Source organism: Ignavibacteriales bacterium, assembly GCA_015709675.1.
GTDB lineage: Bacteria > Bacteroidota > Ignavibacteria > Ignavibacteriales > Ignavibacteriaceae > H2-BAC3.
On record CP054182.1, the window covers coordinates 3887731 to 3914078 of the forward strand.

General features: G+C 40.0%; 26 protein-coding genes. 2 read left to right on the forward strand and 24 right to left on the reverse strand.

Annotated features, from left to right (window positions below; translation table 11 throughout):
• Nucleotides 1–209 precede the first annotated feature (209 nt).
• Both gmd and HRU80_15290 read right to left on the reverse strand, forming a co-directional pair.
• Nucleotides 210–1328 (reverse strand): GDP-mannose 4,6-dehydratase, encoded by a 1119-nt coding sequence (gene gmd, locus HRU80_15285; GenBank protein ID QOJ30160.1) that lies wholly within the window; start codon nucleotides 1326–1328, stop codon nucleotides 210–212.
• 10 nt (nucleotides 1329–1338) lie between these two features.
• Nucleotides 1339–2301, reverse strand: coding sequence for a GDP-L-fucose synthase (locus HRU80_15290; GenBank protein ID QOJ30161.1), 963 nt, complete (start codon nucleotides 2299–2301; stop codon nucleotides 1339–1341).
• A 107-nt stretch (nucleotides 2302–2408) separates the two neighbouring features.
• On the opposite strand from HRU80_15290, the gene lhgO reads away from it, so the two are divergent.
• Nucleotides 2409–3602: an L-2-hydroxyglutarate oxidase gene (gene lhgO, locus HRU80_15295; protein ID QOJ30162.1), complete on the forward strand. Its 1194-nt coding sequence runs from the start codon at nucleotides 2409–2411 to the stop codon at nucleotides 3600–3602.
• A 370-nt stretch (nucleotides 3603–3972) separates the two neighbouring features.
• Here the strand turns inward: lhgO and galE are convergent, their stop codons facing one another.
• Nucleotides 3973–4947 carry a UDP-glucose 4-epimerase GalE gene (gene galE, locus HRU80_15300; protein QOJ30163.1) on the reverse strand — a complete coding sequence of 325 codons (975 nt, stop codon included), beginning with the start codon at nucleotides 4945–4947 and terminating at the stop codon, nucleotides 3973–3975.
• A 436-nt stretch (nucleotides 4948–5383) separates the two neighbouring features.
• Here galE and HRU80_15305 point away from each other — a divergent pair, with 436 nt between their 5' ends.
• Entirely contained in the window at nucleotides 5384–5773 is a 390-nt protein-coding gene (locus HRU80_15305) for a hypothetical protein (GenBank protein ID QOJ30164.1), read from the forward strand.
• Between the two features lie 462 nt (nucleotides 5774–6235).
• On the opposite strand, the gene HRU80_15310 is transcribed toward HRU80_15305, so the two are convergent.
• The 21 genes from HRU80_15310 to HRU80_15410 all read right to left on the reverse strand — a co-directional run bounded on the left by HRU80_15310 (nucleotide 6236) and on the right by HRU80_15410 (nucleotide 26281).
• On the reverse strand, nucleotides 6236–6973 hold the full coding sequence (locus HRU80_15310; GenBank protein QOJ30165.1) for a transposase family protein: 738 nt from the start codon (nucleotides 6971–6973) through the stop codon (nucleotides 6236–6238).
• Between the two features lie 179 nt (nucleotides 6974–7152).
• Nucleotides 7153–7389, reverse strand: coding sequence for a helix-turn-helix domain-containing protein (locus HRU80_15315; GenBank protein ID QOJ30166.1), 237 nt, complete (start codon nucleotides 7387–7389; stop codon nucleotides 7153–7155).
• A gap of 240 nt (nucleotides 7390–7629) precedes the next feature.
• Nucleotides 7630–8439 carry a glycosyltransferase gene (locus HRU80_15320; GenBank protein ID QOJ30167.1) on the reverse strand — a complete coding sequence of 270 codons (810 nt, stop codon included), beginning with the start codon at nucleotides 8437–8439 and terminating at the stop codon, nucleotides 7630–7632.
• A 407-nt stretch (nucleotides 8440–8846) separates the two neighbouring features.
• A complete protein-coding gene (locus tag HRU80_15325) occupies nucleotides 8847–10772 on the reverse strand; it encodes a polysaccharide biosynthesis protein (protein ID QOJ30168.1) in 1926 nt (641 codons plus the stop codon).
• A gap of 254 nt (nucleotides 10773–11026) precedes the next feature.
• The gene (locus HRU80_15330) at nucleotides 11027–12595 is read right to left on the reverse strand and encodes a hypothetical protein (protein ID QOJ30169.1); all 1569 of its coding nucleotides are present in this window, start codon (nucleotides 12593–12595) and stop codon (nucleotides 11027–11029) included.
• Between the two features lie 173 nt (nucleotides 12596–12768).
• Nucleotides 12769–13902 (reverse strand): aminotransferase class I/II-fold pyridoxal phosphate-dependent enzyme, encoded by a 1134-nt coding sequence (locus HRU80_15335; protein ID QOJ30170.1) that lies wholly within the window; start codon nucleotides 13900–13902, stop codon nucleotides 12769–12771.
• A gap of 8 nt (nucleotides 13903–13910) precedes the next feature.
• Nucleotides 13911–14447 (reverse strand): YdcF family protein, encoded by a 537-nt coding sequence (locus HRU80_15340; GenBank protein ID QOJ30171.1) that lies wholly within the window; start codon nucleotides 14445–14447, stop codon nucleotides 13911–13913.
• Nucleotides 14448–14755: 308 nt separating this feature from the next.
• Entirely contained in the window at nucleotides 14756–15298 is a 543-nt protein-coding gene (locus HRU80_15345; protein ID QOJ30172.1) for an acyltransferase, read from the reverse strand.
• Complete coding sequence (locus tag HRU80_15350) at nucleotides 15295–15960, reverse strand: MBL fold metallo-hydrolase (GenBank protein QOJ30173.1); 666 nt, start codon at nucleotides 15958–15960, stop codon at nucleotides 15295–15297. Before HRU80_15350 ends, HRU80_15345 begins: the two co-directional genes overlap by 4 nt.
• Nucleotides 15960–16178 carry an acyl carrier protein gene (locus tag HRU80_15355; GenBank protein QOJ30174.1) on the reverse strand — a complete coding sequence of 73 codons (219 nt, stop codon included), beginning with the start codon at nucleotides 16176–16178 and terminating at the stop codon, nucleotides 15960–15962. The genes HRU80_15350 and HRU80_15355 overlap by 1 nt, the downstream gene beginning before the upstream one ends.
• Before the next feature lie 26 nt (nucleotides 16179–16204).
• Nucleotides 16205–16954 carry an SDR family oxidoreductase gene (locus HRU80_15360; GenBank protein QOJ30175.1) on the reverse strand — a complete coding sequence of 250 codons (750 nt, stop codon included), beginning with the start codon at nucleotides 16952–16954 and terminating at the stop codon, nucleotides 16205–16207.
• Between the two features lie 9 nt (nucleotides 16955–16963).
• Complete coding sequence (locus HRU80_15365; protein QOJ30176.1) at nucleotides 16964–17722, reverse strand: SDR family oxidoreductase; 759 nt, start codon at nucleotides 17720–17722, stop codon at nucleotides 16964–16966.
• Nucleotides 17722–17949, reverse strand: coding sequence for an acyl carrier protein (locus HRU80_15370; protein ID QOJ30177.1), 228 nt, complete (start codon nucleotides 17947–17949; stop codon nucleotides 17722–17724). Before HRU80_15370 ends, HRU80_15365 begins: the two co-directional genes overlap by 1 nt.
• Before the next feature lie 15 nt (nucleotides 17950–17964).
• Nucleotides 17965–18771, reverse strand: a complete 807-nt coding sequence (locus tag HRU80_15375; GenBank protein QOJ30178.1) for a GNAT family N-acetyltransferase — start codon at nucleotides 18769–18771, stop codon at nucleotides 17965–17967.
• An 18-nt stretch (nucleotides 18772–18789) separates the two neighbouring features.
• The gene (locus HRU80_15380) at nucleotides 18790–20322 is read right to left on the reverse strand and encodes an amino acid adenylation domain-containing protein (GenBank protein ID QOJ30179.1); all 1533 of its coding nucleotides are present in this window, start codon (nucleotides 20320–20322) and stop codon (nucleotides 18790–18792) included.
• Nucleotides 20323–20337: 15 nt separating this feature from the next.
• On the reverse strand, nucleotides 20338–21432 hold the full coding sequence (locus tag HRU80_15385) for a ketoacyl-ACP synthase III (protein QOJ30180.1): 1095 nt from the start codon (nucleotides 21430–21432) through the stop codon (nucleotides 20338–20340).
• 10 nt (nucleotides 21433–21442) lie between these two features.
• Nucleotides 21443–22087, reverse strand: coding sequence for a serine acetyltransferase (locus HRU80_15390; protein QOJ30181.1), 645 nt, complete (start codon nucleotides 22085–22087; stop codon nucleotides 21443–21445).
• Nucleotides 22088–22090: 3 nt separating this feature from the next.
• Complete coding sequence (locus HRU80_15395; GenBank protein QOJ30182.1) at nucleotides 22091–22708, reverse strand: sugar transferase; 618 nt, start codon at nucleotides 22706–22708, stop codon at nucleotides 22091–22093.
• A 24-nt stretch (nucleotides 22709–22732) separates the two neighbouring features.
• Nucleotides 22733–23815, reverse strand: coding sequence for a glycosyltransferase family 4 protein (locus tag HRU80_15400; GenBank protein ID QOJ30183.1), 1083 nt, complete (start codon nucleotides 23813–23815; stop codon nucleotides 22733–22735).
• A 170-nt stretch (nucleotides 23816–23985) separates the two neighbouring features.
• Complete coding sequence (locus tag HRU80_15405; GenBank protein QOJ30184.1) at nucleotides 23986–25110, reverse strand: hypothetical protein; 1125 nt, start codon at nucleotides 25108–25110, stop codon at nucleotides 23986–23988.
• On the reverse strand, nucleotides 25088–26281 hold the full coding sequence (locus HRU80_15410) for a glycosyltransferase (GenBank protein QOJ30185.1): 1194 nt from the start codon (nucleotides 26279–26281) through the stop codon (nucleotides 25088–25090). Before HRU80_15410 ends, HRU80_15405 begins: the two co-directional genes overlap by 23 nt.
• Nucleotides 26282–26348: the final 67 nt, after the last annotated feature.

A 26348-nucleotide genomic window follows, 5' to 3' on the forward strand; every position in this document is an offset into this window, starting at 1 on the left:
TGAAGGATTAATTATGAATTTAACTGAGAATTGAAAATTGAGAATTATTTTGCGGGAGCAGTATATATAAAAAAGGAATTAGTAGTTAGGAATTGGTAATTAGTAAACTCAATGAATAATTTACAATTTACAATGAACAAATAACCTTTAGCCAGAAACAAGGAATTACTAATTTAAAAAAGAAAAGCCCCGGGGACGGGGCTTTTTAGTTAGAAACCTTTGCGGCAGACTTTTTCGTAGTCGGCCAGTGCCATGATCTTTACCAGATCTTCGAACTTTGTCCGGGCTTTCCAGCCAAGTTTTTCTTCAGCTTTTTTTGGATTGCCCAGGAGCAGATCAACCTCAGTCGGGCGGTAATAGGTCGGGTTTACCGTTACCACTGTCTGGCCAGCCTTCAGATTAGCAAAAGGTTTTACAACCGCATTCGGATATAATGCAATCAGTTCATCTTTCTTTGCAGAATCGATTGACGCAACCACACCTTTTTCGGTTTCATTCTCCCCTTCAAAGCGGAGTGTAACACCGAATGATCCAAATGTATATTTCACAAAATCCCGGACGGTATTTGTCTCGCCGGTTGCCAGGACAAAATCCTCGGCTTTTTTGTAATTGAGTATATCCACCATTCCCTGGCAGTATTCGGGAGCATAACCCCAGTCGCGCTTTGCATTGAGGTTGCCCAGGGAGAAGGAATCCTGAAGTCCGCAGATAATCCGTGATGCTGCACGGGAGATTTTTCTTGTAACAAATGTTTCACCTCTGCGGGGAGATTCATGATTAAAGAGAATTCCGTTGCAGGCAAATATATCATATGCTTCGCGGTAGTTTACAATAATCCAGTAACCATAGAGTTTTGCCACACCATACGGAGAGCGGGGATAAAAGGGAGTTGTCTCGCTCTGAGGAGTTTCACGCACTTTTCCGTAGAGCTCACTTGTTGATGCCTGATAAAAACGGACTTTTTTGAGGCCGACTTCACGGATTGCATCGAGGAAGCGCAGAGTGCCGAGAGCATCAACCTGTGCAGTGTAATCCGGAACTTCAAACGAAACTTTTACATGGCTCTGGGCGGCTAGGTTATATATCTCATCGGGCCCGATCTTTTCCAGCAGGCGGTTCATATTGCTCGTATCAACCAAGTCACCGTAGTGAAGAAACATCTTCTTGTTGAGGATTTCAGGATCGTTATAAAGATGGTCAATTCTTCCGGTATTAAATGAACTGCTGCGGCGTATAATACCGTGCACCTCATATCCCCTTTCAATCAGAATTTCCGCGAGATAACTTCCGTCCTGTCCGGTTATTCCGGTAATAAGCGCTTTCTTCATTACGGTCTGTTTACCTTTTTATCGTTTCTATATTTTCCAAAAACCATTTGTATGTTCTGCGGATACCTTCTTCAAGTGATACAGAGCTTTCCCAGCCAAGTTCATGAAGACGGGAAGAATCCATCAGCTTACGGGGAGTACCGTCCGGCTTTGATGTATCGTATATAATCTTTCCCTTATATCCGGTAATATCCTTCACCAGTTCCGCAAGAGCAGAGATGGTGACATCCGATCCGGTTCCAATATTAATGTGGGATATTTCTTTTTCATATATATCCTTCGCATCCACATTTTCGAGGAGGAATGCAAGAGCGGAGGCAAGATCCTCCACATACATAAATTCGCGGAGAACGGTACCGGTACCCCAGACCATTACATGATCCTTTCCGGCAGCCTTCGCCTCATGGAATTTTCGCATTAGCGCAGGGAGAACATGGGATTTTTCAAGATCGAAGTTGTCACCCGGACCGTAAAGATTGGTCGGCATCGCAGAAAAATAATTGCATCCGTACTGGCGATAATAACTTTCACAGAGTTTAATACCGGTGATTTTCGCAATAGCGTAGGGCTCATTGGTGAATTCCAATGTCCCGGTCAGGAGAGACTCTTCCCTGATCGGCTGCTCGGCAAATTTCGGGTAAATGCAGGAAGAACCGAGAAAGAGAAGTTTCTTCACACCAACGCGACGGGAGGCTTCAATCAGGTTTGCCTCAATCATGAGGTTATCATAGAGGAATTCGCCCCGGTAGATATTGTTTGCCATGATACCCCCGACTTTAGCGGCTGCAATGACAACCACCTCGGGAGAGGCAGATTCCATCCTGTCAAATACCTGCTGCTGATTCCGGAGGTCAGCCTCATTCCGGTCAACCGTTGCCAGATTTACGTAACCGCGGGAAGAGAGTTCGCGTACGATCGCAGAGCCAACCATGCCTTTATGACCGGCTACCATTATTTTTGAGTTTTTATCCATCGAGGATGATTAATCCGTAATTTTCAAATTCACAGAACAAAATTTACGCAGAAACGGGCTGGTTTTCTACAGTAACATCAGTCCCTTGCATTCAAACAGAGAAACTTATGACCTATGATATTACCATTATCGGCGGGGGGATTGTGGGGACAGCCACGGGGATGGCAATCCTCAAAAAGAAACCCTGTAAGCTCCTCATTCTTGAGGCAGAGGATGTGCTGGCAGCACATCAGACGGGGCACAACAGCGGAGTAATTCACTCAGGGCTCTACTACAAACCGGGTTCCTTAAAGGCACAAAACTGCACGGCAGGAAGAGAATTACTTTATCAGTTCTGCGAGGAGCAAGCGATTCCCCATCAACGATGCGGCAAAATTGTTGTTGCTACCAGCAAGGAAGAAATTCCGGCTCTGAATGAACTTGAACGGAAAGGAACACTGAACGGGCTGACCGGAATGAAGCGCCTAAAGAAGGAGGAGATTAAAGAATATGAACCCTATACAGACGGGATTGGGGCCCTGTATATACCACAGACGGGCATTGTGAACTACACCAAAGTGACTGAAGCGTACGGAAAGATCATTCAGCAATTCGGAGGAGAAATCAGAACCAGCAACAAAGTGAAGGGAATCAGAAGCAGAAACAACCAGATAACGATTGAGACGACCGGAGGAACACACAGCACAAAGCTGCTGGTAAACTGCGCAGGGCTTTATTCCGACAGAATTGCAAGAATGTGCGGCATTGATCCGGAGGTGATGATCGTCCCGTTTCGCGGAGAATATTATGAGCTGGTTAAGGAGAAAGAATATCTTGTAAAGAATCTGATCTATCCCGTACCCGATCCCCGATTCCCGTTCCTTGGGGTGCATTTCACCAGAATGATTCAGGGAGGCATTGAGGCAGGACCCAATGCAGTGCTGGCATTCCGAAGGGAAGGATACAGCAAAACTGATGTGTCACTTTACGATACGGGAGAATTGTTACTCTACAAAGGATTCTGGAAGATGGCGGGGATGTATTACAAAATGGGGTGGGAGGAGATGAAGAGGTCATTCAGCAAAGAACTGTTTGTAAGAGCTCTGCAGAAACTGATACCAGAAATTAACGAAGAAGATGTTACAAGGGGAGGGGCGGGAGTCCGTGCTCAGGCATTAGACAAAAAGGGCAAACTGCTCGATGACTTCTGCATACAGGAAACGGCAAGGATGGTACATGTGCTGAACGCACCAAGTCCGGCGGCGACAGCATCAATTTCCATCGGTAGAAGTATTGCGGATGTTGTGATCAAACATCTTTAATACTTTGTGGGATGCCTAAGGAAGTATGAAGTATGAATTATGAAGTATGAACTGAAGATTGTGATCAGCCGCAGCAGAGGTATTTACAATGAACAAAATTGAATTGATTCAACCAGCGTAGTGGGTGACCTGTTAATAATACTGACATCTCCGCCCTATGCCTGAACCCGCAGAGCGGGTGACCTATTAATAACACTCACACCTCCGCTTTATGCCTGAACCCACGAAGTGGATGGCATAATTGATAGTGGATAAAAGAGAATTGAAAATTGTTTGAGACGCATTCGCTTTGAAGCAAACTCACCCCCGTTAATCCCCCTCTCTCTCCGACAAGTCGGAGAAAGAGGGGAAGTAAAATTTAATTCATCGGCTATTTTGCTTTGGGGATATACAACGGCAGCATGGTGGATATGATAGTTTCGATATCCGAATACTTTGGGATCCAACCGAGGAGTCTATTTGCTTTGGAAGCATCGGCAATAAGGGCTGCGGGATCTCCCTCACGGCGGGAGGTGACTTCGTAATTCAGCGGAAGAGCGGAGATATCTGCAGCAGCTTTAATCACTTCAAACACACTATAGCCCTTCCCTGTTCCAAGATTCAGCGTCAGATTCTGTTGATTCTTCTCCAGATAGTCCATTGCAAGAATATGAGCAGATGAAAGATCGGATGGATGTATATAATCACGAATGCAGGAACCATCGGAGGTGTTATAATCATCACCAAAAACCATCAATTTTTGGCGGATTCCGGCAAGGGTTTCCAGCACAACCGGGAGCAGATTTGCTGTTCCCACTTCCCTTTTCGTCACTCTTCCTTTGACATCATATCCGGCAGCGTTAAAATAGCGGAGCACAGCAACATGGATACCGCGAATCTGTGAGAGCCAGGCAAGATTCTGCTCCAATGAGAGTTTAGTAAAGCCGTAATAATTAATCGGATTCTTGAGGGCTGCTTCAGAAACCGGGATGGATTCAGGATTTCCATAGACCGCAGCAGTTGAGGAAAAGATTACCTTGCGGATCTTCAGATCTTTCAGTAAAGAAAACAGATTAAGCGCCCCGGTGATATTTTCCATCATATATACTTCGGGAATTTCCATTGACTCCCCCGCAGCTTTCTTTGAGGCAAAGTGGAAGAGAGTATCAAATTCCCTCCCCCTTAAAATATCTTTTAAATCTGGAGATTTCAGATCCGCTACGATCAGTTCGACACCAGCGGGAATATTTTCCCGGAAACCGGTTGACAAGTTATCAAGGACGGTTGCTTTATAACCGAGTTCAGTAAGATCGTGGACGAGGTGGGAGCCAATATAACCGGCGCCTCCAGTTACTAAAATATTCAAATCTCTTCTTTACGTAATTTTTTTCTTTTGTTTGGCAAATTAGGAATTAGCAGTTAGTAATTAGTAATAAAAAACAATGCACAATGAGATTAGGTACCAGGTGTCAGGGTCTAGTGATCATGGGTAAGGAATTGATTAGTGACTGGTGGCCAGTAGAAGAATTAGCAATTAGGAAGGAGTAATTAGCAGGGGAATCAATCAAGAAGAACTTTGCCACGAAACACGAATAAAAAACATTTTTGGAATTTTTACTTAAAATAACGGGGGTATGGCGAAAAAGGGGGTATTTGTTTACCTTTTCTTTACCATGCGAATTTTCACTATTTTCGCAGTTTTCAGAAACTCTCCCCCTTAATCCCCCTCTCTACTCCGTTGAAGAGGGGGAAACTGGGCAGTAAAAATTTTCAAGTGATTAAATATTCGAATGGAGTAAAAGGTGTACAGCAAAGAAATTATTAACAGATTTATTGCCCTGCGGGCAGAGGGGAAGACTTTACTTCAGTGTCAGGAGATACTGGAGATTTCAAAACCAACCCTTGTAAAGTGGAATCAGAAATACAAGAAACAGGTCCGCAAACAGCAGGTCATTGATCAGGCGCAGTTGTACGCAAAGAAGCTGACTGAGAATGAGGAATCTATTCTCTTCAACGCGAAGCAGATTCTCTGGATACGGAAATCAAATTTTCCGGAGTCAGAAAAGAATCTCAGAATAAGGGGAGTATTAAAAGATCTGGAGAAGTTTACCGGGAAGGAAATTGTGAGTGTGAATCTGAATTATTCGACGACAAAGGAGACGATAAATGAAATCGGGATAAACTTTAAATGAGAACTATAAATTATGAAGTATGAAATATGAATTGAAAGATTAGAATTGAGAAGGGAGAATTGAAATGTACAATGAACGATTTACAATGTACAGGATTGAACTAGGAATTAGGATTTAGTAATTAGTAATTAGGAAAAAAATTTGAATGGGCAGGGGAATATTTAGGAATGAAGAATTAAAAATTGAAATTTGGGAGGAGGGGGGTATGGAGAATATATGGGGGAAGGAAATCGCGCAAAGGAGGCAAAGGCGCTAAGGGGGGTTTATAATTGAGAGTGGGAAATTGAAAAGTGAATCGCAATTAGCGACTAGTGATTAGGTGTTACATAGCAAGACATCGCTTACAGTATAATTAATTAGTATTAGCTGTCTTTCATAGCAAGACATCGCTTACAGTAAGTGCCCTCCCCCCTAGGGGGGAGCCTTAACGGTCAAAAAATAGCAGGACATCGCTTACAGTCTTTACGGTATCAATAGATAATCAAAACATGCAATTAGTTTTTCGTCCAGATAAACCATAAGAGTATGGGTTCTGTAGCATATTACAGCTTGAACATATGTGTAAATCGCTTCAGCAGGCAGGATGAATGTTTCGCTAAATAAATGTAGTTTCCTGTCACTTCTGACAAATCTGATGATCATAATCTCCCCATCGTCAACATCAAATGTTTTAGGAAGAATGTAATCCCCTCTGAGAAGTATTTTACTATTCCCCGGGATTTTTACCATCTCCAGAAGGGTTTTCCCATGATTGGCCTTATAGCGATAATAGGTGTTATGGAAATTTTCAAATTTTTTTGCTTTATCAACCAGACTCTGATAGTCGGTAAACACCGTTGTTCTAAAAAACTTCTTATCAAAGGTATCATTAAACTTCTCAATGACACCATTGCGCCAAGGTTCTTGTACCGGAATAAATATCGGTTTAATCCTGTTAATCAGGCAGAGCCGAACTACTTTCCCATAACAATGTTTATATCGGTTATTTCCCCTGAAAGACAACTCATTATCCATCTGAAGAAAGTCCGGGATGCCGTATTTCTGCCAAAAATCAACCAAACAGGGGAGAATCAGATCAGAGGATTTGCCGATAACCGGATAAACAGCTGCAAGTCGGGTATCTAGATCGATGATATTAAGCCAGTAGATCCGACCCAGGTTTTTAATGTAGCGTGGCCCGACAAAGTCCATTTGCTGCATATTAACATAACCCTGCACCGGATATTCGTTCTTTCTCTTCTTGATTTTATCAGGAAGATGGGTAAGTTTATTCCGCTTAATGACTCTGTCAATATTCCAGATTGTCGGTGGTTTAATTCCTTTGCGTTGAAACTCCCATTGAATGCTTACTGCCCCGATTTGTGAGTATTGTTTGCTTTCTAATTTGTGCCGGATTGTAACAATTTGGGACTCGATCTCAGGATCAAGTTTTTTTTACTGTTGTGTGGCTTCCGGCTTTGTTCAACAAACCATTCTCCCTCTGGGTTACTCTGATACCGGCTCTTCCATTTATAAAACCAGACTCTGCTTTGCTTAAGGGTCTGGCAAATCCGCGTGATTGAAATACCCTGAGTAAACAATTTAATAGCCTCTTTACGCTTAGTGATTTCGTCCATAACTATCTCCGGAAATAAGCAATTTACGGAGAGTTGCCTCAAATTGTAAACGATGTCCTACTATTTCCTGACTGTTAGCAAAAGCATCTAATCAACCGCTAAAAAGTGTAAGCGATGTCCTGCTATTTATCAATTAGGGGCTAGTAAAACAATTAGTGTCTATTTCAATTATGAATGATGAATTATGAATTGGAGGGGAGAGAGGAGAAGAAGAAGTGACTAGTGATTGGGGGCTAGCGGTTAGTTAGATTTAGGCAAAAAGGATTCGAGATAGTGCATAGTTTGGGTGAAGGTATGGCGGAAGGTAATGAAGTGGCTGTTGCTTTTCTTTTCTTTCAGATTTAAGTTCCCAGCATTATGGGAATCGATCAGATTCCGGACTTCTTCTTCCAGGTTTCCTTGTGCCAGGGTATATCTATGGTAGTTATTGTTCTGCATTATTTCAACCAGGGGAGGCCAGGTAAATATGATCCAGAGATTTTCATGGGCTGCTTCGATGAGGGGAATTCCGAAGGATTCCACCACTGAAGGAAATATCAGTACATCATGCTGCTGATACACTGCCTGCATTTTATCATGAGTGAGTTTCCCCTCGTAAGAAATTCTCCCTCCAGCAACTGATTTGCTGACCGCTTCCGTGATTTCTGCCGTATGGGTAAATCCATCCCCGCATAAGGTAAGAGATATGTTATATCCCCGCCTGATGAGATCTTCAAAAAGAGGTATCAGCATCAGGTGACGCTTGTACTTATAAAAGTTCGATACATAAAGAAAACGTACCGTCTGGCCCGAACCAATCTCAATTGGTGCTGTCGGCTTTGAGAAAGAAGACCAGGTACCGAACGGTATTACTTTGGAAACTGGTCTTCGAGCAGTACTGAGGGATGAAAGGAATTTATTTTCAGTAAAAGAGGAGGAGAAGAGAAGCCCATCTGCAAGAAGCATGCTTCGCCTGTACAGGAGATTCAGCAGGCGGTATTTTATATATTTTTTCTCGCCACGGTAGAGATTCACCGCTTCTTCCTCGAACGGAAGAAGCGAGTGAAACATAACAACGGTTTTGCAGTTAGACCTGACCGGATATATTCCGCTCTGTACAAAAAGTACAGCATTTGACGGTCTGATTACTCCGTAAAACCAGATCAGCCATAAAAGATGAAATATTTTGGACTGAAAAGAAAGAAGGAAAGGAGTTATGATTTCAACAGCGGGATTACTGCAGGTAATTCCCTGTGCAATATATTTTGATGCATAAACAATTATCCTGTCAAACTTTCCCTGATACTCCTCAAAATTTCTGACGAGTTCCTTCAGGTATAAAAAACCGCCGCCCGAGCGGAGATTATGGGCATCTATACGTAACGAACGGGATGTATTAATGAACTATGCTCTTTATATAAAAAAGGAACTGACCAGTGAGGCAGTTCCTTATCAATTTCCGTTTATCAATCAAACAATTACTGTTGGCTAATGCCCGGAGCTTCTTCCCATTTATATTCGGGAATAAAACTTTTTATCAGGTTTTTCAGACTGTCACTATCTCCCCTGAGCGCCATTGAGTGAAGTTCACCCACAAAAAGTTCCAGTTCAGGGTTTATGATTTCCGAGGAGTTTTTGGCATAAAAAATCTTTTGATGAAGGGTCCGCTCATAACTTTCCTCTTCGAGGAAAAGCTCTTCATATAGTTTTTCACCAGGGCGCAGCCCGGTAAATTCAATCCTTACATCAAGATCTTCCCGGAGACCTGAAAGACGGATCAGATCACGGGCAAGGTCAACAATCTTTACCGGCTCACCCATATCAAGAACATAAATCTCACCGCCCGAACTGAGCACCGAAGCCTGAAGCACCAACTGGACTGCCTCCGGAATTGTCATGAAAAAGCGCTTGATATCCGGATGGGTAATGGTAATCGGACCACCATAATTAAGCTGTTTCCGGAAGGTGTTAATGACACTTCCTCTACTACCAAGAACATTGCCAAAACGGACAGCGCAGGCATTCAGTCCGCTATTTTTTGCATGCGAGAGGACAAGCATTTCCGCAAGGCGCTTGCTGGCACCCATGATGCTGGTCGGATTAACCGCCTTATCCGTTGAGATCAGAACGAAATTCTTTACCTCGTACTTTACCGCTGCTTTCAGGAGATTCAGGGTTCCGAGCACATTATTGCTGATCGCTTCGGCCGGATTATGCTCCATCAGAGGGACATGCTTATGGGCCGCAGCATGATAAACAGCATCGGGACGAGATTCGCTAAAAACATGCTCAACCCGGTTGAAATTGCGAATATCAACAATCCGGGAGAGAATAAGAGGTCTTGGCTGACCGCCATTCATTTTATTCAGCCGGAAATAGAGTTCCTGCTCAATTTCAAAAACGGAGTTTTCTCCATGTCCAAGGATGATAATTTTTGAGGGACGGGCTTTCAGAATCTGACGGCAGAGTTCACTTCCTATGGAGCCGCCACCACCAGTTATGAGAACTGTTTTGCCTGAAAGAAAGGTTTTCACCGCATCCGCGTCAATGACCACCGGATCACGGCGAAGAAGGTCTTCAATCTGCACCTTACGGATATTATCCAGCCGGACATTCTGATTGAGCATTTCATCCAGACCAGGAAGGGTGAGAGTCTCAATTCCGATTCTCTCACAGTCGTGCAGAATAGAACGGATTTCCTTACCACTCGCTGAAGGCATAGCAATTATGACTCGGGTGGCATTTGTATGATGCACCGCTTCCTCAAGTTTTGAGATGCTTCCGAACACCTCAACACCTCGGATACGGGTGTTGTGTTTTGCCGGATCGTCATCAAGAAACGCAAGAGGGTTCATGTTGAGTTTGTTGTTCCGCTGCATCTCTTCAACGATCGCAGTTCCCCCCAAACCGGCACCGATTACTATAGTGGGAATTTTGTGGGAATCATTTTTCCCAAGCCGCTGGTTTGCCCGCTCAAATAGGCGAACACTAAAGCGGGTAGTCGCCACGAAAAAACCTGAGAGGATTGAATCCAGCAGGGAGAAGGAGTAGGGCAAGGATTCCATGTGGAGTCCCGGAATCTTCCTTATCGCCAGAAAAACAATAAATTGGGCAATGCTGGCATTGAGACCAATAAAAAGGAGGATGGCAAGTTCATCAATACTCGCTGTCTTCCAGAAACGGCGGTAAAGCCCAAGGAGGTAAAACACCAGCATTTTTACCGCGGTAAAAATCAGTGTTGCATAGAGAATCCCCGTGAGCGCATTTGAATGCTGGGGAAACTCCCCGTCAAATCTGAGAACATACGCTATAAGGGGGGTAATCAGGAGGAATATCAAATCGATATAAACGAAATGACGATTCCTGAGATCCTTTGTAAACGCGTAAAATTTCCGAAACGGCATAGATTTATCCTTCCCTCATTTGCTCAGCGGATTTCCCCGAAGGGACTCCGCACATACTGACTTTAATTCCAAACACACTGCCGGAAACCATGAACCTTTTTCTTTTTTGAAAAACCGGACTGAAACTTACAAAACTAACCTTAAAGGAATGTGACCGGGAACATGAGGAAAAGGGTTGATGATATGGTTCAAAACCGGCTAAATAAACAGCCACCAAACCCACACAGGAATGCGCTTCACAGGGGAAAAGCCCTTTAGTTAAATCCATACCCTGAACCAAAACTGATTTCCGCATATTTATAATCGGAGGGCTTAATCTGGTTGTTTTTTCCCCAAGCATTAGAAATGACTGCGCTGACATCAAAAAACCAATTGTTAAGAAACTCATATTCCCCCCTTAAGGAAACAGTTAGGTAACCGCTTTTATCACCGTAGAGAAACGTCTGCCCGCTCTTGTAACGCTTTTCAGAATTGTTAAAAAAATCACCTCTGCGGACGAAGGTGTTTTCATTCACCAGACGAATCTTTTCATCATATATATAACTGAACTCCAGATACATCATATCCGCATTTGAGCCGATCCAGTGCCCCATATAGTAATTTCTGTTACCGTAAGACTGCGCCGGATCATCATGCTCATAAACAAAAGGATTCACCCTGACATATTCTATTTTTGCCGAGAGATTATCAACCAGCAAATCGTGCCTGGTAAGCCCCGCGGAGAAAGCAACTGCTTCGGGATATTTTCCCGTAATATTGGAAATGCTCAGTTCATCAATAAACACAGAAAGATCAATCCGAGATTTCCACCCGGGAATCCGGTAACTCAGAGAGGAGAACATCTGAGCATTCCCGGATGTTTCATCCTTGTTGGTAAAATAGTGATCAGCAAATCTAAAAAGGAGAACCGGCACCAGATACATCGGTTCAAAACGGTCTGAATATATCACTGACTCCCCCAAAGAAAATCTTAGGTCTTCCCACAGATTTACCGTAACGATGTGGGCAGCAAAGTATTTGGGCACCAGTTGAATGTGGTTTCTTCCGCCATCTGTTCTTCTGAACGTTGCACTATCAAGAATTCCGGAGTTGAGGTCACCGTGAACATACGATATATCCACCCATTCAGCAGGAGACATTGTAAGCCGTATATGCGGATAAGAAGGAGCCTTGTCAGAATGTATTATCTGACCATCATAACCATTGCCCCACAAAACATTATCCTTCACTAAAGCAACATTTCCCCATGACCAGGAATACGTTAAATTTCCCTCTGTTTTATCGTGGTTAAATGTTCCTGTTGAAGCACGCCCTGTTCCAAATTCATAGCCCTGAAGTGGAGAAAATTTTCTGCCGGTTCCAATCCCAGAGTGTTTTTCAGAGTAATCATTAAACTTCAGATCATAGGATACGTTCTCACCAACAGAGCCAAAGGCAGCAGCACCGTTCCAATAGTTTAACACATATTCCCCCGACTTCTGGTATGCATACGAAAAGCCACCATCGAACATGGCGTTTACATAGAAGTTTCCGTCGTAATACTCAAGGTTGCGGAAAGCGCTATTTGAGTTAAAAGCGAGAAAAGTGACTAGTGACTGGTGGTTAGTGACTAGTGGGGAGTCGATGGTGCTTGGTTCTTGGTGCTTAGTGGTTAGTGAGGGAAGGGGGTATTCATCGATGAAATACTGAAGTTCGGAGCGTTCAATTGGGTTAAGGATCCGGGAAGAGTCTTTTTGGCCAATTTCGATTAGTTTCTTCAGAATAAACTGACGCGTGAAGGGCTTTTGATGGTGATTGATTGAAATATACCCCTTTACATCCATGCGGTCTAAGAAATCGTATATTTTATCATTATTACTTATGTTACTTTGGGCCGAGATATATCCATATCCGAACAAAAACCAAATAATTATGAAGTATAAATTATGAAGTATGAGTGGACTTCTACTTGAGAATTTCATCAGACTTCTAACAGAGCTCCGCGGATTATGGATTTTTAGCCTTTGAGTCTTTTGAAGATTACTTCTGAGATTCGGGAGAGGTCGGAGCTGGTTAGATTTGAGCCGGAAGGGAGGCAAAGTCCGTCATTAAACAAAGATTCTGAAACTCCGTTTGCATACTGCTTTGCCTGGCTGAAGACCGGCTGCAGATGCATTGGTTTCCATAACGGACGGGATTCAATGTTTTCCTGCTCGAGTGCAAGACGGATATCTTCCCTGGTAATTCCACCGGTTTTTGCAGGATCGATAATTACCGTTGTGAGCCAGCGATTTGAAAAACTGCCTTCAGGTTCGGATAAAAAGTAAAATCCCTCAATACCATCAAAAGTTTTTACATAAAAATCAAAATTTGCTCTGCGCTGTGCAACACGATCTGCCACCACTTCCATCTGTCCCCTGCCAATACCGGCGCAGACATTGCTCATCCTGTAATTAAAACCAATGTGAGAATGCTGATAATGGGGAGCAGCATCACGTGCCTGGGTTGCAAGGAACCGGGCTTTTTTTACATATTCCTCATTATTTGAAATAAACGCACCGCCGCCAGAAGTTGTGATAAGTTTATTACCGTTAAAAGAGAGAATTCCAATATCACTAAAACCGCCAACATGCTTTCTGTGATATTTTGAACCTAGAGCTTCAGCTGCATCCTCAATAAGAGGAATTTCATACCTATTAGCAATTTCCCTGATCTCATTAATTTTTGCGGGCATTCCGTAGAGATGCACAAAAATAATCGCCTTTGCTTTTTTCCCTCTTTTAATGCCGTCCTTAAGCGCTTCTTCAAGAAGGGCTGGATCCATGTTCCAGGTATCCCGCTCACTATCAAGGAAAACAGGAGAAGCACCCTGATACGAAATTGGATTTGCAGATGCAGAAAAGGTAAAACTCTGGCATATAACCTCATCCCCCTGACCAACTCCAAGGATTATCAGGGCAAGGTGGATGGCAGCCGTACCTGAAGAAAGCGCGGCAGCATATTTAACGCCAGAAAAAGAAGCAAGATCCTGCTCAAAGCCATCAACATGAGGTCCAAGCGGAGCAATCCAGTTCGTATCAAAAGCGTTTTGTATATATTTTAATTCATTCCCACCCATATGCGGGGAGGAGAGCCAAATCCGGGGTTTCATATTATTATTCAATCAGATAAGTAGCGGGCATAAAACATACCCATTGATTCATAAATTACACTATTCAATATATCCATTTTTCGCCATGAAGGAATCAGACCTGACTTCGGGAACTGAGGGTCCTCCTTCACAAGAAAATCACAAGGAACAGGTGTCACAGGTATGCCATACTTACTAAACCAATAGACCGCGCGGGGCATATGTATGGCACTAGTCACTAAATAGATATCAATATTTTGCTCAGGAAATCGTTTCGTTAATTCATCCAATCGACTCCTGCATGACCGAGCTTCATCCTCTGTAATAAATGTATCCGAAAGATGCAAAGTATCTTTGGGCAAAACACCAAGAGAAATTGCAGCTTCAGCAACCGCCTGAGCCTGAGAGATACTGCTATTCACAGAAGCACCGGAAGTAATAAAATATGCGGAATCAAGTTTATTATATAAACCAACTCCTTCCGCCATGCGGGCGAGGACACTATTGCTTAACTTTGTTGTGGGGGATAAGTTGGGATCATTAGTAAATCCAGAACCCAATATCATTATCACATTTACCTTTTCAACAGGATCATCAATCCTGCCAGAATTACTATAATTATCTTCCCGTTCAATAATCTCTGCCGCCCAAAAAGAAACAGGTGAAATAAATACTATAAAGAAAAAAATTCCAATAAAAATTAATGATAGCCGAAATTTTTTTATGTCCCCCCGCGAGACAAAAAAATGAATGAGACATAACCCAAAAACAAATTGAAGACTGATGATGAATTTAATGGCAATAAAAATCCAATCAGTTAATTCTTCAATAATAGTTAAGGTCCTGTCCGTAATGTTTAGGTTCCAGAAACATCTTATTTCTTTCGCAGTTCAACAAGCTGCTCGGCTTTACGAATAATTTCCTCCCTGTACTTACGTTTACCTACAGGAAGGCACTCCTGACCATCATAAACTGTCCAAGAATCAAGATTTTTCCTGACAATAGTCCCTGGATTTACTATTGCTCCTTCGCCAATTTTGACACCGGGATAAATGAGAGAATTGGCACCTATAAATGCAAAATTATTGATTTCAACTGTCGATCTTTTCACCTTTCGTAGATTCGCGGGAACTGAGGGAGTAAACAAGGAATCGCCAAATATATCATCAGTCCCACTAATGATTTTTACCGCATAAGAAATGTCTACGAAATCCTGAATATACACCTCTCCACCACCGGTTATCATTGCATAAGGTGCCAGATGCGAATACTTACCGATTTTAACAAACTTTTTGCCAAGGATAAAACAAAAATCACTTACAACAGCATGGTCATCTATGAATACTGTCTCAGGAAAAACAATCTTTGCCAAAGGAAATACTACAGCATCCTTTCCAATAAATAAAAAATCGCTCATGCTTTCAGCAAATTTTTAATCCCTGTTTTTTGAACTAGCACAGGATCATTGAGAGCGTTCTCCCCTCTAATTATATCACCATGCCCCGGGCAAATATAGCTTTCTTCACTCACCAAATTTCTGATTATTTGCAAACTATCACTAATTATCCTATTATCCCCTCCCTTTAGTTTTGTCACAACTTTTATCCCGGGGATATAGGCATCGCCTGTAAAGATATAAGAGTCTAATTTATATGTAAGGCAACTTGGGTTATGACCAGGAGTATAATGAACTTTTACAGAGCAATTATTGAAAATACTCACCTCAGAATTATGATCAACCAGAGAAACATTCCCCCGATTATAGTAAACCGGAGATTCATGATAGAAGGATAGGTTGATCTTTGCGGATCGAAGGCCTTCCAAGCCATGTTCATTGGTGATTATCCTGCAATTCGGGTACTTATCAACTAATTCGTTTATCCCCCAAATGTGATCATAATGATAATGAGTGAGGAATAAATCAGAAATTTCGAAGTTATAACTCAACTTTGCAGCAACACACTCAAAATCCCCAATATCGATCAGACATGCTCTTCGCAGTGTATCATTTGTGATCAGATAACAATTTGAAGTAAAACTTCTGTTCCTGATTTGTTCAACTTTGTATTCTGCAGGCATTAGCCCATGAAATCCAGAATGTCTTTGATAGTCTTAAATTCTTTTATTTGTTCGCCGGTGAGTTTTTTATTAAAGTTCTCATCACAAACAACAATAAGAGTTAGTTTCGCCAGCGAATCAAACGTCTCAATTTGATCAAGAGCGGTATTTTCTGATAATGTTCCAGATTCGAGTTCAAAAGAATCTTCAAGTAACGCTATTTTTTCTTCGTTAGACATATGTAACCTTTTTTTCAATAATAGAATTAACTACTTAAAAATCCCCCATCAACCGGGATACTACTTCCGGTAATAAACCTTGATTTTTCACTCAGCAAAAAAACAATAACATTGGCAATATCTTCAGGCTCAGCCAAACCCAAAAACTGCCTCTTTAACACTGGATCCTCCCCTGAAGCAGCAAGTTTCATCAAATCAGAGTAGGCAGGAGTATTTGTCTGACCCGGCATTACAGTATTTAACCGAATATTTTTAGAACTCAGTTCAACAGCCAGACAGCGGAAAGCCGCATCTACTGCCGCTTTTGAGGCAGAATAAGCAGTAACTGCCGCGCTTCCACGGGTTGCAGCAATTGAGGATACCGAAACGATACTCATGCCATCCTGATACCGGTTCCGCTGGGACAAACACCTCACCATTTCTATCACAGCCCCAAAATTTATACCTAAAATATTTGCAATCTTATCCGGCTTTAAGAGTGACAATGGTGAGCGGGACCTGATCCCCACACAATTCACATATCCATGCAGCTTACCGTTTTCAAGAATCACCGAACTGACCAAACTTTCAATCTGATGAATTTCTTTAAAGTTGAATTGATAAACGGTATGCCAATCGTTTTTTAATGATTTTTTAAGCTGCAAAAGACTTTCAAGATCAATATCAACAAGAGCTAGCTTTGCACCAAAAGAATCCAGCATCACTGCAACAGATTTTCCAATACCTACAGCAGCTCCAGTGATCAGAATTGTTTTACCCGCTAATTCAGCATGCATATATTTCTTTCAAATTGTGTATCCCCCATCAAGAACAAGTGCTGTACCAGTAATCATTCTTGATCCATTGCTTAATAGAAAAGCTACTGCATTGGCAATATCCTCCGGCTCAATTACACCTAAGATTTGCTTTGAAAAATCAGAATCGCCGGACAATGCCATATTATTCTGAATAAAGTCCTGCTGCATATCTGTTGACACCCAGCCTTTCTGAATGGAGTTGACCCGAATTGACCTTACCCCAAATTCGGCTGCTGCTGAGCGAACAGCAGCATCCAAAGCTGCCTTTGAGGCAGAATAAGCAATTTTGGACTTTAAACCCCTGATGCTGCTAACAGAGGAGAGAGCAACTATTGATGCTCCTTCCATTAGTATATTTTTTTTGCTGATTATTCTTAACAGTTCAATGAAAGCAAAAACATTTGCGATAAACATATCTTCCACAAATTTCTGTTTTGTCAACTGAACTGGTCGAACTCCACCAATCCCATAACAATACACCACCCCATGCAATGGACCATGCTTTTCAGAAATGTTTTTAATAACTGATTCGAATTCAGAATTATTCTTAAAATCACATTCCGCGAAATCTGCCGCAATCTCTGTTCTAAGTACATAGTTCGAACCATCCTGGCTGTCTGAATTGTTTAATAAAAGCACCTGTGCTTTTAACGAAAGCAACTTTTTAGCAATCGAGGACTCAGTACTGCCTGAACCGCCAACCAGAAGTACACTCTTATTCCTTAGAACAAATGGGTTCTCAAGCATTATTTCTGCTGTAGTCTTTCAACCATCTTCATAATCGCCCCTGCAGAGTTAAAATTTTCAGGTCCGAGCTCATTTACCCTTATTGAAATGTCAAATTCATCATTTAAAACAGATATTATAGAAACAATATCAAATGAGTCGAGGACTGCATTGTCTATTAATTTCTCTTCATTTGCAAAATCAACATCAGGTCTTATATCAGTCAGTATTTCGATCAGTTTGTCCATAGATTTTAAGAATTTTTACCTTTTTATCAGAGATGTCGTAAATTTATTTGCAGATGTAAACCCGAACTTTCGATATAACTCGAGGGCCGGTAAGTTATTATTAAGTACCCACAACTGATAGCGTGAGGGAATGGAAGTAAAGTTATCTTTTAAGTACCGTGATACCAGTTTTTTTGCGATACCCTTTCCTCTGAAATCAGAATCAACGCAAATATGTCCCAACCAAACCACGCCATGCTTGATTTCAAACTGCAAAATTCCTGCCGGCTGACCGCCATCATAAGCAATTAACAAACAGTTGTTATCAGCATATTGCTTGAGTTCTATGATACTCAGAATATCTCCGGTGTATTTATCAAGTGTTGCATCAATAATCTTCTTCGCATATTCTATCTCAAAAGCAGATTCAGCATACTTAATAGTAAAGCTCTCAAATTCTTCAAAACTCAACTCTAATTTATCATAAACACCTTGCATATTTACACGTGTAAGATGATTTGCAAAACCACAATTTAACCAATAATCAATAATCCTCTTTGGATAATTGTTCTCTCCACGATAAATTATTTCCATCACCACGGGCAAGCCCATGCCAATATTGAGAATTTCCTCAACATTATTAATGAAGTAATACATTCGGAAAAAATCATCCTTCTGCAGGAACAAGGCACAATTCGATTCCGAATCAGTATAATATAGCTTTCGCTCTCTGATTAGTGTGTGATAAGAATCAGCTAAAAGATAATTATTGGTCTGCGTCTTTTTGATAAAGTAACGCTCAAATAAATCATCCAGCTGTTCTTCATTTTCTATCAGTTTCATTTAAAAACCTTGTCTAATTCAGGATAATTCACCATTATTATACTGATTTTTTAATAATGTACGATCTATTTTACCATTCAGATTATATGGCATCTCCCCAAGTTTTATCATAATATTGGGATACATATACTTCGGGAACTTATCTTTAATGGAGTTGATGATATATTTGTTGTCAGCGTCCTCCCCTTGAAATATAAGAACAATTTTCTGCTTATCATGATCATAAAAACAGATTGAGGCGTCAATCAATTCCAGGGAATTAATTAACAACTCGATTTCACCAAGTTCAACTCTTTGCCCCATATGTTTTACCTGATTATCTTTTCTCGATAAAAACATGATCTGACCCTCGCTATTATATCTGGCAAGATCCCCAGTACGGTAAATCTTTTCAGGGTAGCTGTCATTTAGAGGATTCTGACAAAAGGCCTCAGCCGTTTTCTCCGGATTATTGTAATAGCCCAGGGCTAAGCAGCACCCACGAACACAGATTTCACCTATTTCATCACCTGTTACCGGCTGATTCTTCTCATTCAGCAAAAGAATTTCGGTATTCTTAAATGGCATCCCGATCGGCAAGGGTTCATCGTCTCCAAATGGTCTATCCGCAATAAAATATGAACAGACAGAAGTAATTTCGGTAGGCCCATACAAGTTTACAAACATGGTTTCAGGAAGCGTCTTACGCCAGTAATTAAGAACTTTATTATGCATTACTTCACCCGAGAACATGACTTTTTTTAAGGAGGATGGCTTTTCCAGCTCAAATGCTCCTGTATTCGCAACCAGTGCTATGGCAGCTGCTGACCATAAAATGAGATTTATCTGATATTTATTCAGATAGTCAACTAGTTTTGCCGGGAACACAAAACATGATTTCGGAATGATGTACATTGTACCACCGCATTTCAAGGTACAATATATGTCTTTAATTGATGCATCAAAATAGAATGGATTTTGATTACCAACAATGATATTTTCATCAAAATTAAAAGTACTCACTAGTGCTTCTGTCATATCTACAACTGATCGCTGACAGGTAATTACTCCTTTAGGAATTCCCGTTGAACCTGAAGTAAATGTTGCATAGATGGGATCCGTGTCTACCGAAAATCGCCTAATCCTAGCCAATTCATCCTCAGCAACTACCGGATTTTTAATTGCCTCCTCATAAACGATGGTCGCTAATCCGGGGGCTATACTTCGAGAAAACTCCACTTCAGATGCCAAAACAACCGTTGCGATTGGTTTAAGCGTTTGAAGAATCAGTTCGATCCGGGATTTGGGCATCTGCTTGTCAATAGGCACATAAAAATTACCGCTATAGGCGACACCTACAAAGGAAACAAGACTTTCAAGATTCCGATCAACATAAACCACAATCGGTTTTCTCTTTGCATTTCCAGTGGCTTTTAGAAGTGTAGTTCCTATTCTCTTGCCAAAATCCACCAACTCAGAATAAGTAACCTGCTTTTCTTCCTCAGCAAAAACTACTTTGTGAGGAACTCTTTTTTCAGAATTTTCGATGTAATCTAAAATATTCGTGACCAATATATTATCCTCTTTTTATAAATCCTTAACAGAACTGATTATTCCTTCTTCAAAAACTGAATCATCTTCAATGACTGGAAGTATATCGTCTGTATTAATTATAGCTGAAAACGCACCCCATGAAAGTCCCACACCAAATCCACAAAAGAAAGCATTAATATTTTTACCGAGTGTCCCTGCATAAGTATCACAAAGGGTAATAACCGGAGACGCACCTGACGTATTACCAAATTTTCCTAACGTGATTGGCATTTTATCCTCCGGAATTTTAACTTTCCGGGCAATCTGTTTCAGTATGTACAGATTCGCCTGATGAAATGCGAAACTATCGTAATTATCAACTGAAGTTTGCGTGATACTTAAATAGTCTTTAATGAGTTTCGGCACATCACTGATCGTGAAGGTGAAAACTGATGTACCCTGCATAAAAGAATGATGCAATGTCCGTTCATTTCCATCGGCACAAATTTCCGGTTCCCTGTTGGCATTTAAGTTTCTGTAACCACCACCTGGTACTATAAGATATCTGTATCCATTCCCATCAGAGCGTGTCAGCGAAACAATAGGACTGCAATGATCGCATTTTTCCATCAACACTGCAACACTACCTTCCCCAACCAGCATAATTGAAGCCCGATCTTTTGGATAAGTTGTCTTAGAAGCGGTATCACCAACAATAAGTATGGCTTTCTTTATATCTGAAGAATTCATCATTGAGGCAACTACCTGAAATCCGTAGATGAATGAGGAGCAGCCAAGACCAAGATCGAAGACAGCTGTTTCAACAGAAAGTCCAAGCCTTTTATGAATTACAAATGCCGTTCCAGGTCTTCTGTAATCAGGACTTGTACTGCCAAATACAAGAGCTCCGATCTCATTCCTATCAATATTCTTTTGAGAAAGCAGTTTATCAGCTGCAGTGTAACCCAGGTCAGAAGCAGTCTGAAATTCAGAGGTTCTGCGTGTCTCTTTAATTCCAGTCATTACCATAAATTTATCAACTTCAGCATCACCAAACTGCGATTTGAAGTCTTCAGGCCTGACAATATTTTTAGGTACGGCACTTGCCATACCTGCAATTCGAATGTTGTTATATCTGAAAACTGGCATTTTATTATCCTTATAAATCAACCCGGCGGGCCGGATTACCTATATAAAAGCTATTATCCTTAGTTTTTCTCACCACCATACTCCCAGCACCGATTTTTGTGTTTATACCTATTTTGACATTCTGAAGGATAATTGCATTGATCCCAAAAAAATTACAATCTCCAATCTCAGTTCCGCCGGAAACACGCACTAATGGCATAAGCACATTGTATGACCCGAGTTTACAATCGTGCGCAAGAGAGGAGATGCTGTTCATTTGATTAAAATCACCCACAGACACGTCACATGAAAATGAACATCCCCGAACGAAAACATTCCCAACACCTATTTTAAAAGATTCGGGATCTGCAAAAAAAACATCAGGGTGAATAATATTAGGAAAACTTATATTAGGGTTTGTAATATTGCTTACCAGCTTTCGCAGTATTTGCGGATTACCTATCGCAAAGGCAATATTTAAAGGAGATGACCAGGCATTAATTTTATTCAGGCCCCCAATCACTTTGCCGAAGTGAGAAATCTGCTCACCAGGTGCTATTCCATCATCAAAATATCCTATAAGTTTCCAGACAGGTGAAATTTCGTTAATCTTGTTTAAAATACATGCTACTTCTTTACCAAAGCCACCGGCGCCATAGATAGCAATTTCTTTCATAGATTAATCATTTCCCCTGAATGCTTCCATCGTTACCGATGTTGAGGATGAAATCCCTTCACGCTTAATTACCTTAAATACCGTTAATAACAGAATTTTCATATCCAAAAAAAAGGAAACATTCTCAACATACCAAACATCCAGATCAAATCTCTCCTGCCAGCTAATGGCATTTCTTCCATTTACCTGCGCCCAACCAGTAATTCCGGGTCTAACCTCATGCCTACGCGCTTGCCTGGCAGAATAAAGTGGAAGATATTTAATCAGTAAAGGACGGGGACCAATTAATGACATATCACCCTTCAGAACATTTATAAGTTGAGGAAGCTCATCCAATGAAGTTGACCGTAAAAATTTGCCAATTTTCGTTAATCTTTGTGAATCATGGAGTAAGTTGCCATTTGCATCTTTTTCATCTGTCATAGTCTTGAATTTAATAAGCTTAAAGATTCTGCCGTATTTACCAGGACGGCTCTGGACAAAGAAAACATTAAACCTGTTTGAGAAGAACAAAAGAAAAATTAACAATAATAAACAAGGTGATATTAGTAAAATAAGAGTTAAAGAGAATAAAAAATCAAAGATTCTTTTAAATAAAATAATATAGAGATTATTTTTCATACGCTTGATTGCAATTATATACTATTATTGCACGTACAATGGTGTTAAATATTCTTTGTTAAATAATTTGGATGTTTTAAAGGCATTTTTTTTGAACTTGGCTAATTTACTGTCATCACTACTTAATTCAGCTATAAAATTCGCTATTTCTTCTACTTGGTCAATCGAGAAGCTATTCCCAAGAGAGTACAATTCTGTAAACTCCCTTAACTCTGTATTTTCATCTGTGATACATAAAAGTGCTGCACCAACAGCTAAAAACCTAAACAATTTGCTCGGAAAACAAAACCCGGAGATCCCACTCTGCTGACTTATAATAGCAATGTCAGCAGCTGATAATGAAAAACGTAGTTCTGATGAATCCTCAAAAGGCAATATTTGAATGTTGGTTATATTTTCCTGCAAAATTCTTTTTTTTAGTCTTTCTCTTTCAGAACCTTTACCAATTAACACAAAATGCACATTTGTATTCAAGACTATTTTTGCTATATCAAATATGACGTTCAAAGAATGGCTAATGCCCATATTACCAGAATACATCACTATAAACTTCCCCTGTAATTTATTTTTTACTAGAAAAGGATTCTCTGATTTACATAATATTCCATTATAGTTAAAATCAGGCCAAAGCGGAATCATTTCAATTCTTTTTTGAATACAATATTTCTGTATTTCATTCTTCATGGAATTACTTATCGTAATTACTCTTTCAGCTCTATTATAAGCGCATTTATTAAGCCACGACCATATTCGCAAAACTAATGATCGTGAAGAAAATATTTTCAGACCAATCAACAAATCTGGATATAAATCAAATACTATCAACTCTACTTTTCTTTTAGTTAGCAAAGGCAGCAGCATAGAAAAGGGAGGGTTTGATACCACCAACCATCTTCCTTTGCCACCCCTTAAAATTAATAAATAAATAATTTGGATGAAGCCAAGCAACCCAGTTAAAATACGTGTCACAAGGGAACTTCTATTATAACTACAAATTTTAGTTATTTTTGCTGATTTATCAAGTAGATCAGAACCAACATTCAAAGAACCAGTGATTAAACGAACAGTATAATTTGACTTAACGAATCTATTGGCAATGTCAATCATTAGATATCCTGAAGACTGATTGACTAGGGTCACCGAATTACAAACCAATTATTATCTCAATTTGGCAGCATAATTATATTAACAAGATGCAATACAATGGCACAGTTAACTATTATCATTTATTCAATATTAAATAGTACTCTTCCACTGAATTTTTCCAAAATGAAGTTTTAATCGTTTTTCCGATTTATTAAATCACCCAACTGCATTGAAGTCATGAATTCAACATCGGGCCAGTTCTTCACTATGGATTCAAGTAATTCTTTCAATTGTTTAAGACCATTAATTTGATTTTTTTCACTTATTGATCCAACATAACTGGACCTATGCGAAATAATAACAGCAGGCTTCTTCCACTTAAATGCCGAATCAATTTCTGCGAGACAGGAGTCAACGACATTGGACAAATTTAGAGGTCTATGTGGTTCAAAAGTGCAATTTCTGGTAAGATAAACTTGACCAAATTTATTTCGTTTACCAATCCAATGAAAATAAGGTCTAGTCTTTTTATTATAATAATTCGAATATTTGGTAACTTTAGCTCTCAAAAGAAATCTAATACCTAATTCGTGAGCTTTGCTTTCCAACTCTTTGGTGCCAAATTCATCTGGCTCAATAAAATGCTTGGGGCGATATCCAAATGAGTTTTCAAACATCTTACAGGCTTCAACTAATGATTGCATTATAAAAGAAGTATCTTCAGGCAACTCTGGATCAAATGCTCCCAAATACATTGGAATAGGAACACCCTTAAATGAATCGGCCCCTATTGATCTGTGCTGAAACTGAACAATTGCTCCTTCATTATTACTTCTTAAGATTCGTAACCATCTCGGTGCATTTAAATGTTCTCTTCCATGCAATGCTGGAACAAAGATATGACTACCAATTCCTTCTAATATAAGTTGCTTTACCTTATCATGACAAGGATAATCTTTGCAAGTTTCAAAAAAGTGTTCATAATGGTAATTTTGAAAATCATCGTCTTTAATCTTTTTATAATCAGGATTAGCCATAATATACATTGGTGTAAAGACGGGATAATTTCCATACTTATCTTTTACTGCACTCAGAGTATCGTATAATCGCTCCAAATCGTTGTTTGACTCTAAGGAATCATACTTCGTGTAAGGATTTCCATTTAAGTTCAAACCCAATGACAACATTCTATCATAATCCGTCTTACTTCTTGTTCTTATACTTCCCCAATCATCAGATTCAATTACAACAATCTTCCTGTTAGATACAAATCCAATAATATTTTTTAGATTGCTACGAATGTTTTCCTTGGACATTATTTTTATCCCTAATTACTTTTTCATACTCATTTTTCAAATATTCCCAGTATTTCTTTTGATCATATAATTGCGCTATTTTCTCTCGACTTTTATTTTCTAATTCTTTTTGGCAACTATATTTTTCATATGTCTTTTTCATTGCTTCAGCAAGAGAAAATCTATCATTTACCGGTACCAAAAATCCCCCAACTGATTCAATGATTTCTTCATTCCCCAATATCCTAGTCGCAATTAGTGGTAAGCCCATTGCAGCAGCTTGAATTAATGACCCCGGCAGACCCTCTCTATGACTAGGAAAAACAAATGTATTGCTCAATAGAAGAAAGGGTCTTACATCACGCTGCAAACCAACAAATCGTATTTTGGGATGATTTATCAAAATATCTTGATAGTATTTTGGAATTGGATCATCTGTTTCTCGCAGAGGCCCTATGATTAATAGCTTGCAGTTCAAATACTTTTGGTCCTCACAAAATGACAAAAATGCCTCCAACAACTCTTTAACGCCTTTGTCATTAACCACCCTCCCCATGAATGAGAAAACAAAGTCCATTTTTGTTAACCTGGTATTTCTTCTAATCTTCTCAAGCTTTTCAATGCTGACTCTACTTGGATTATAGTAATTTAGATCAATTCCATTTGAACTTCCATTACCAATCATTCCGATTTTTTTACTTAGAACTTTCCATTTACTGTAATAATGGTAAAGTCCCCATGAATTTGGGTAGACATTCGTAGCTAACGAATAACTTAGCAAATCTAAATTACGTAGGAACCAACCTCGTATACCGTAATCTTTATAAGCAGGCATCCCCACAATAGAAAGAATTCTGATTGGAGTGCGACATATGAAAGCTGCAAGCATAGCCAATAGGTTAGCCTTTGGTGTTTGCGTATGAATTAAAAGAGGTTTTTCCCTCATAATAATAGAAACTAGCTTCATTACTGCCAGCAAATCTTTTACTGGTGTAATTTTTCTTGTCATCTCAACATCATATAATTTTATTCCTTCTCGAATAATAATTTCCTCAAAATAATTTAAGTATTTTGCAGTAATACCGATTACTTTATAATATTGATTTAAATATTCTAACTGTCCTTTTAGAATAACATTCATGGTGGCTGAAATCGTTGTTATTCTTATAATCTTTATTTTATTTGAATTCATTATACAAAAACTAAAGTAGTTATATCATCGAATTTATAGATTATCTTCAAACAAAAATATATTGTTC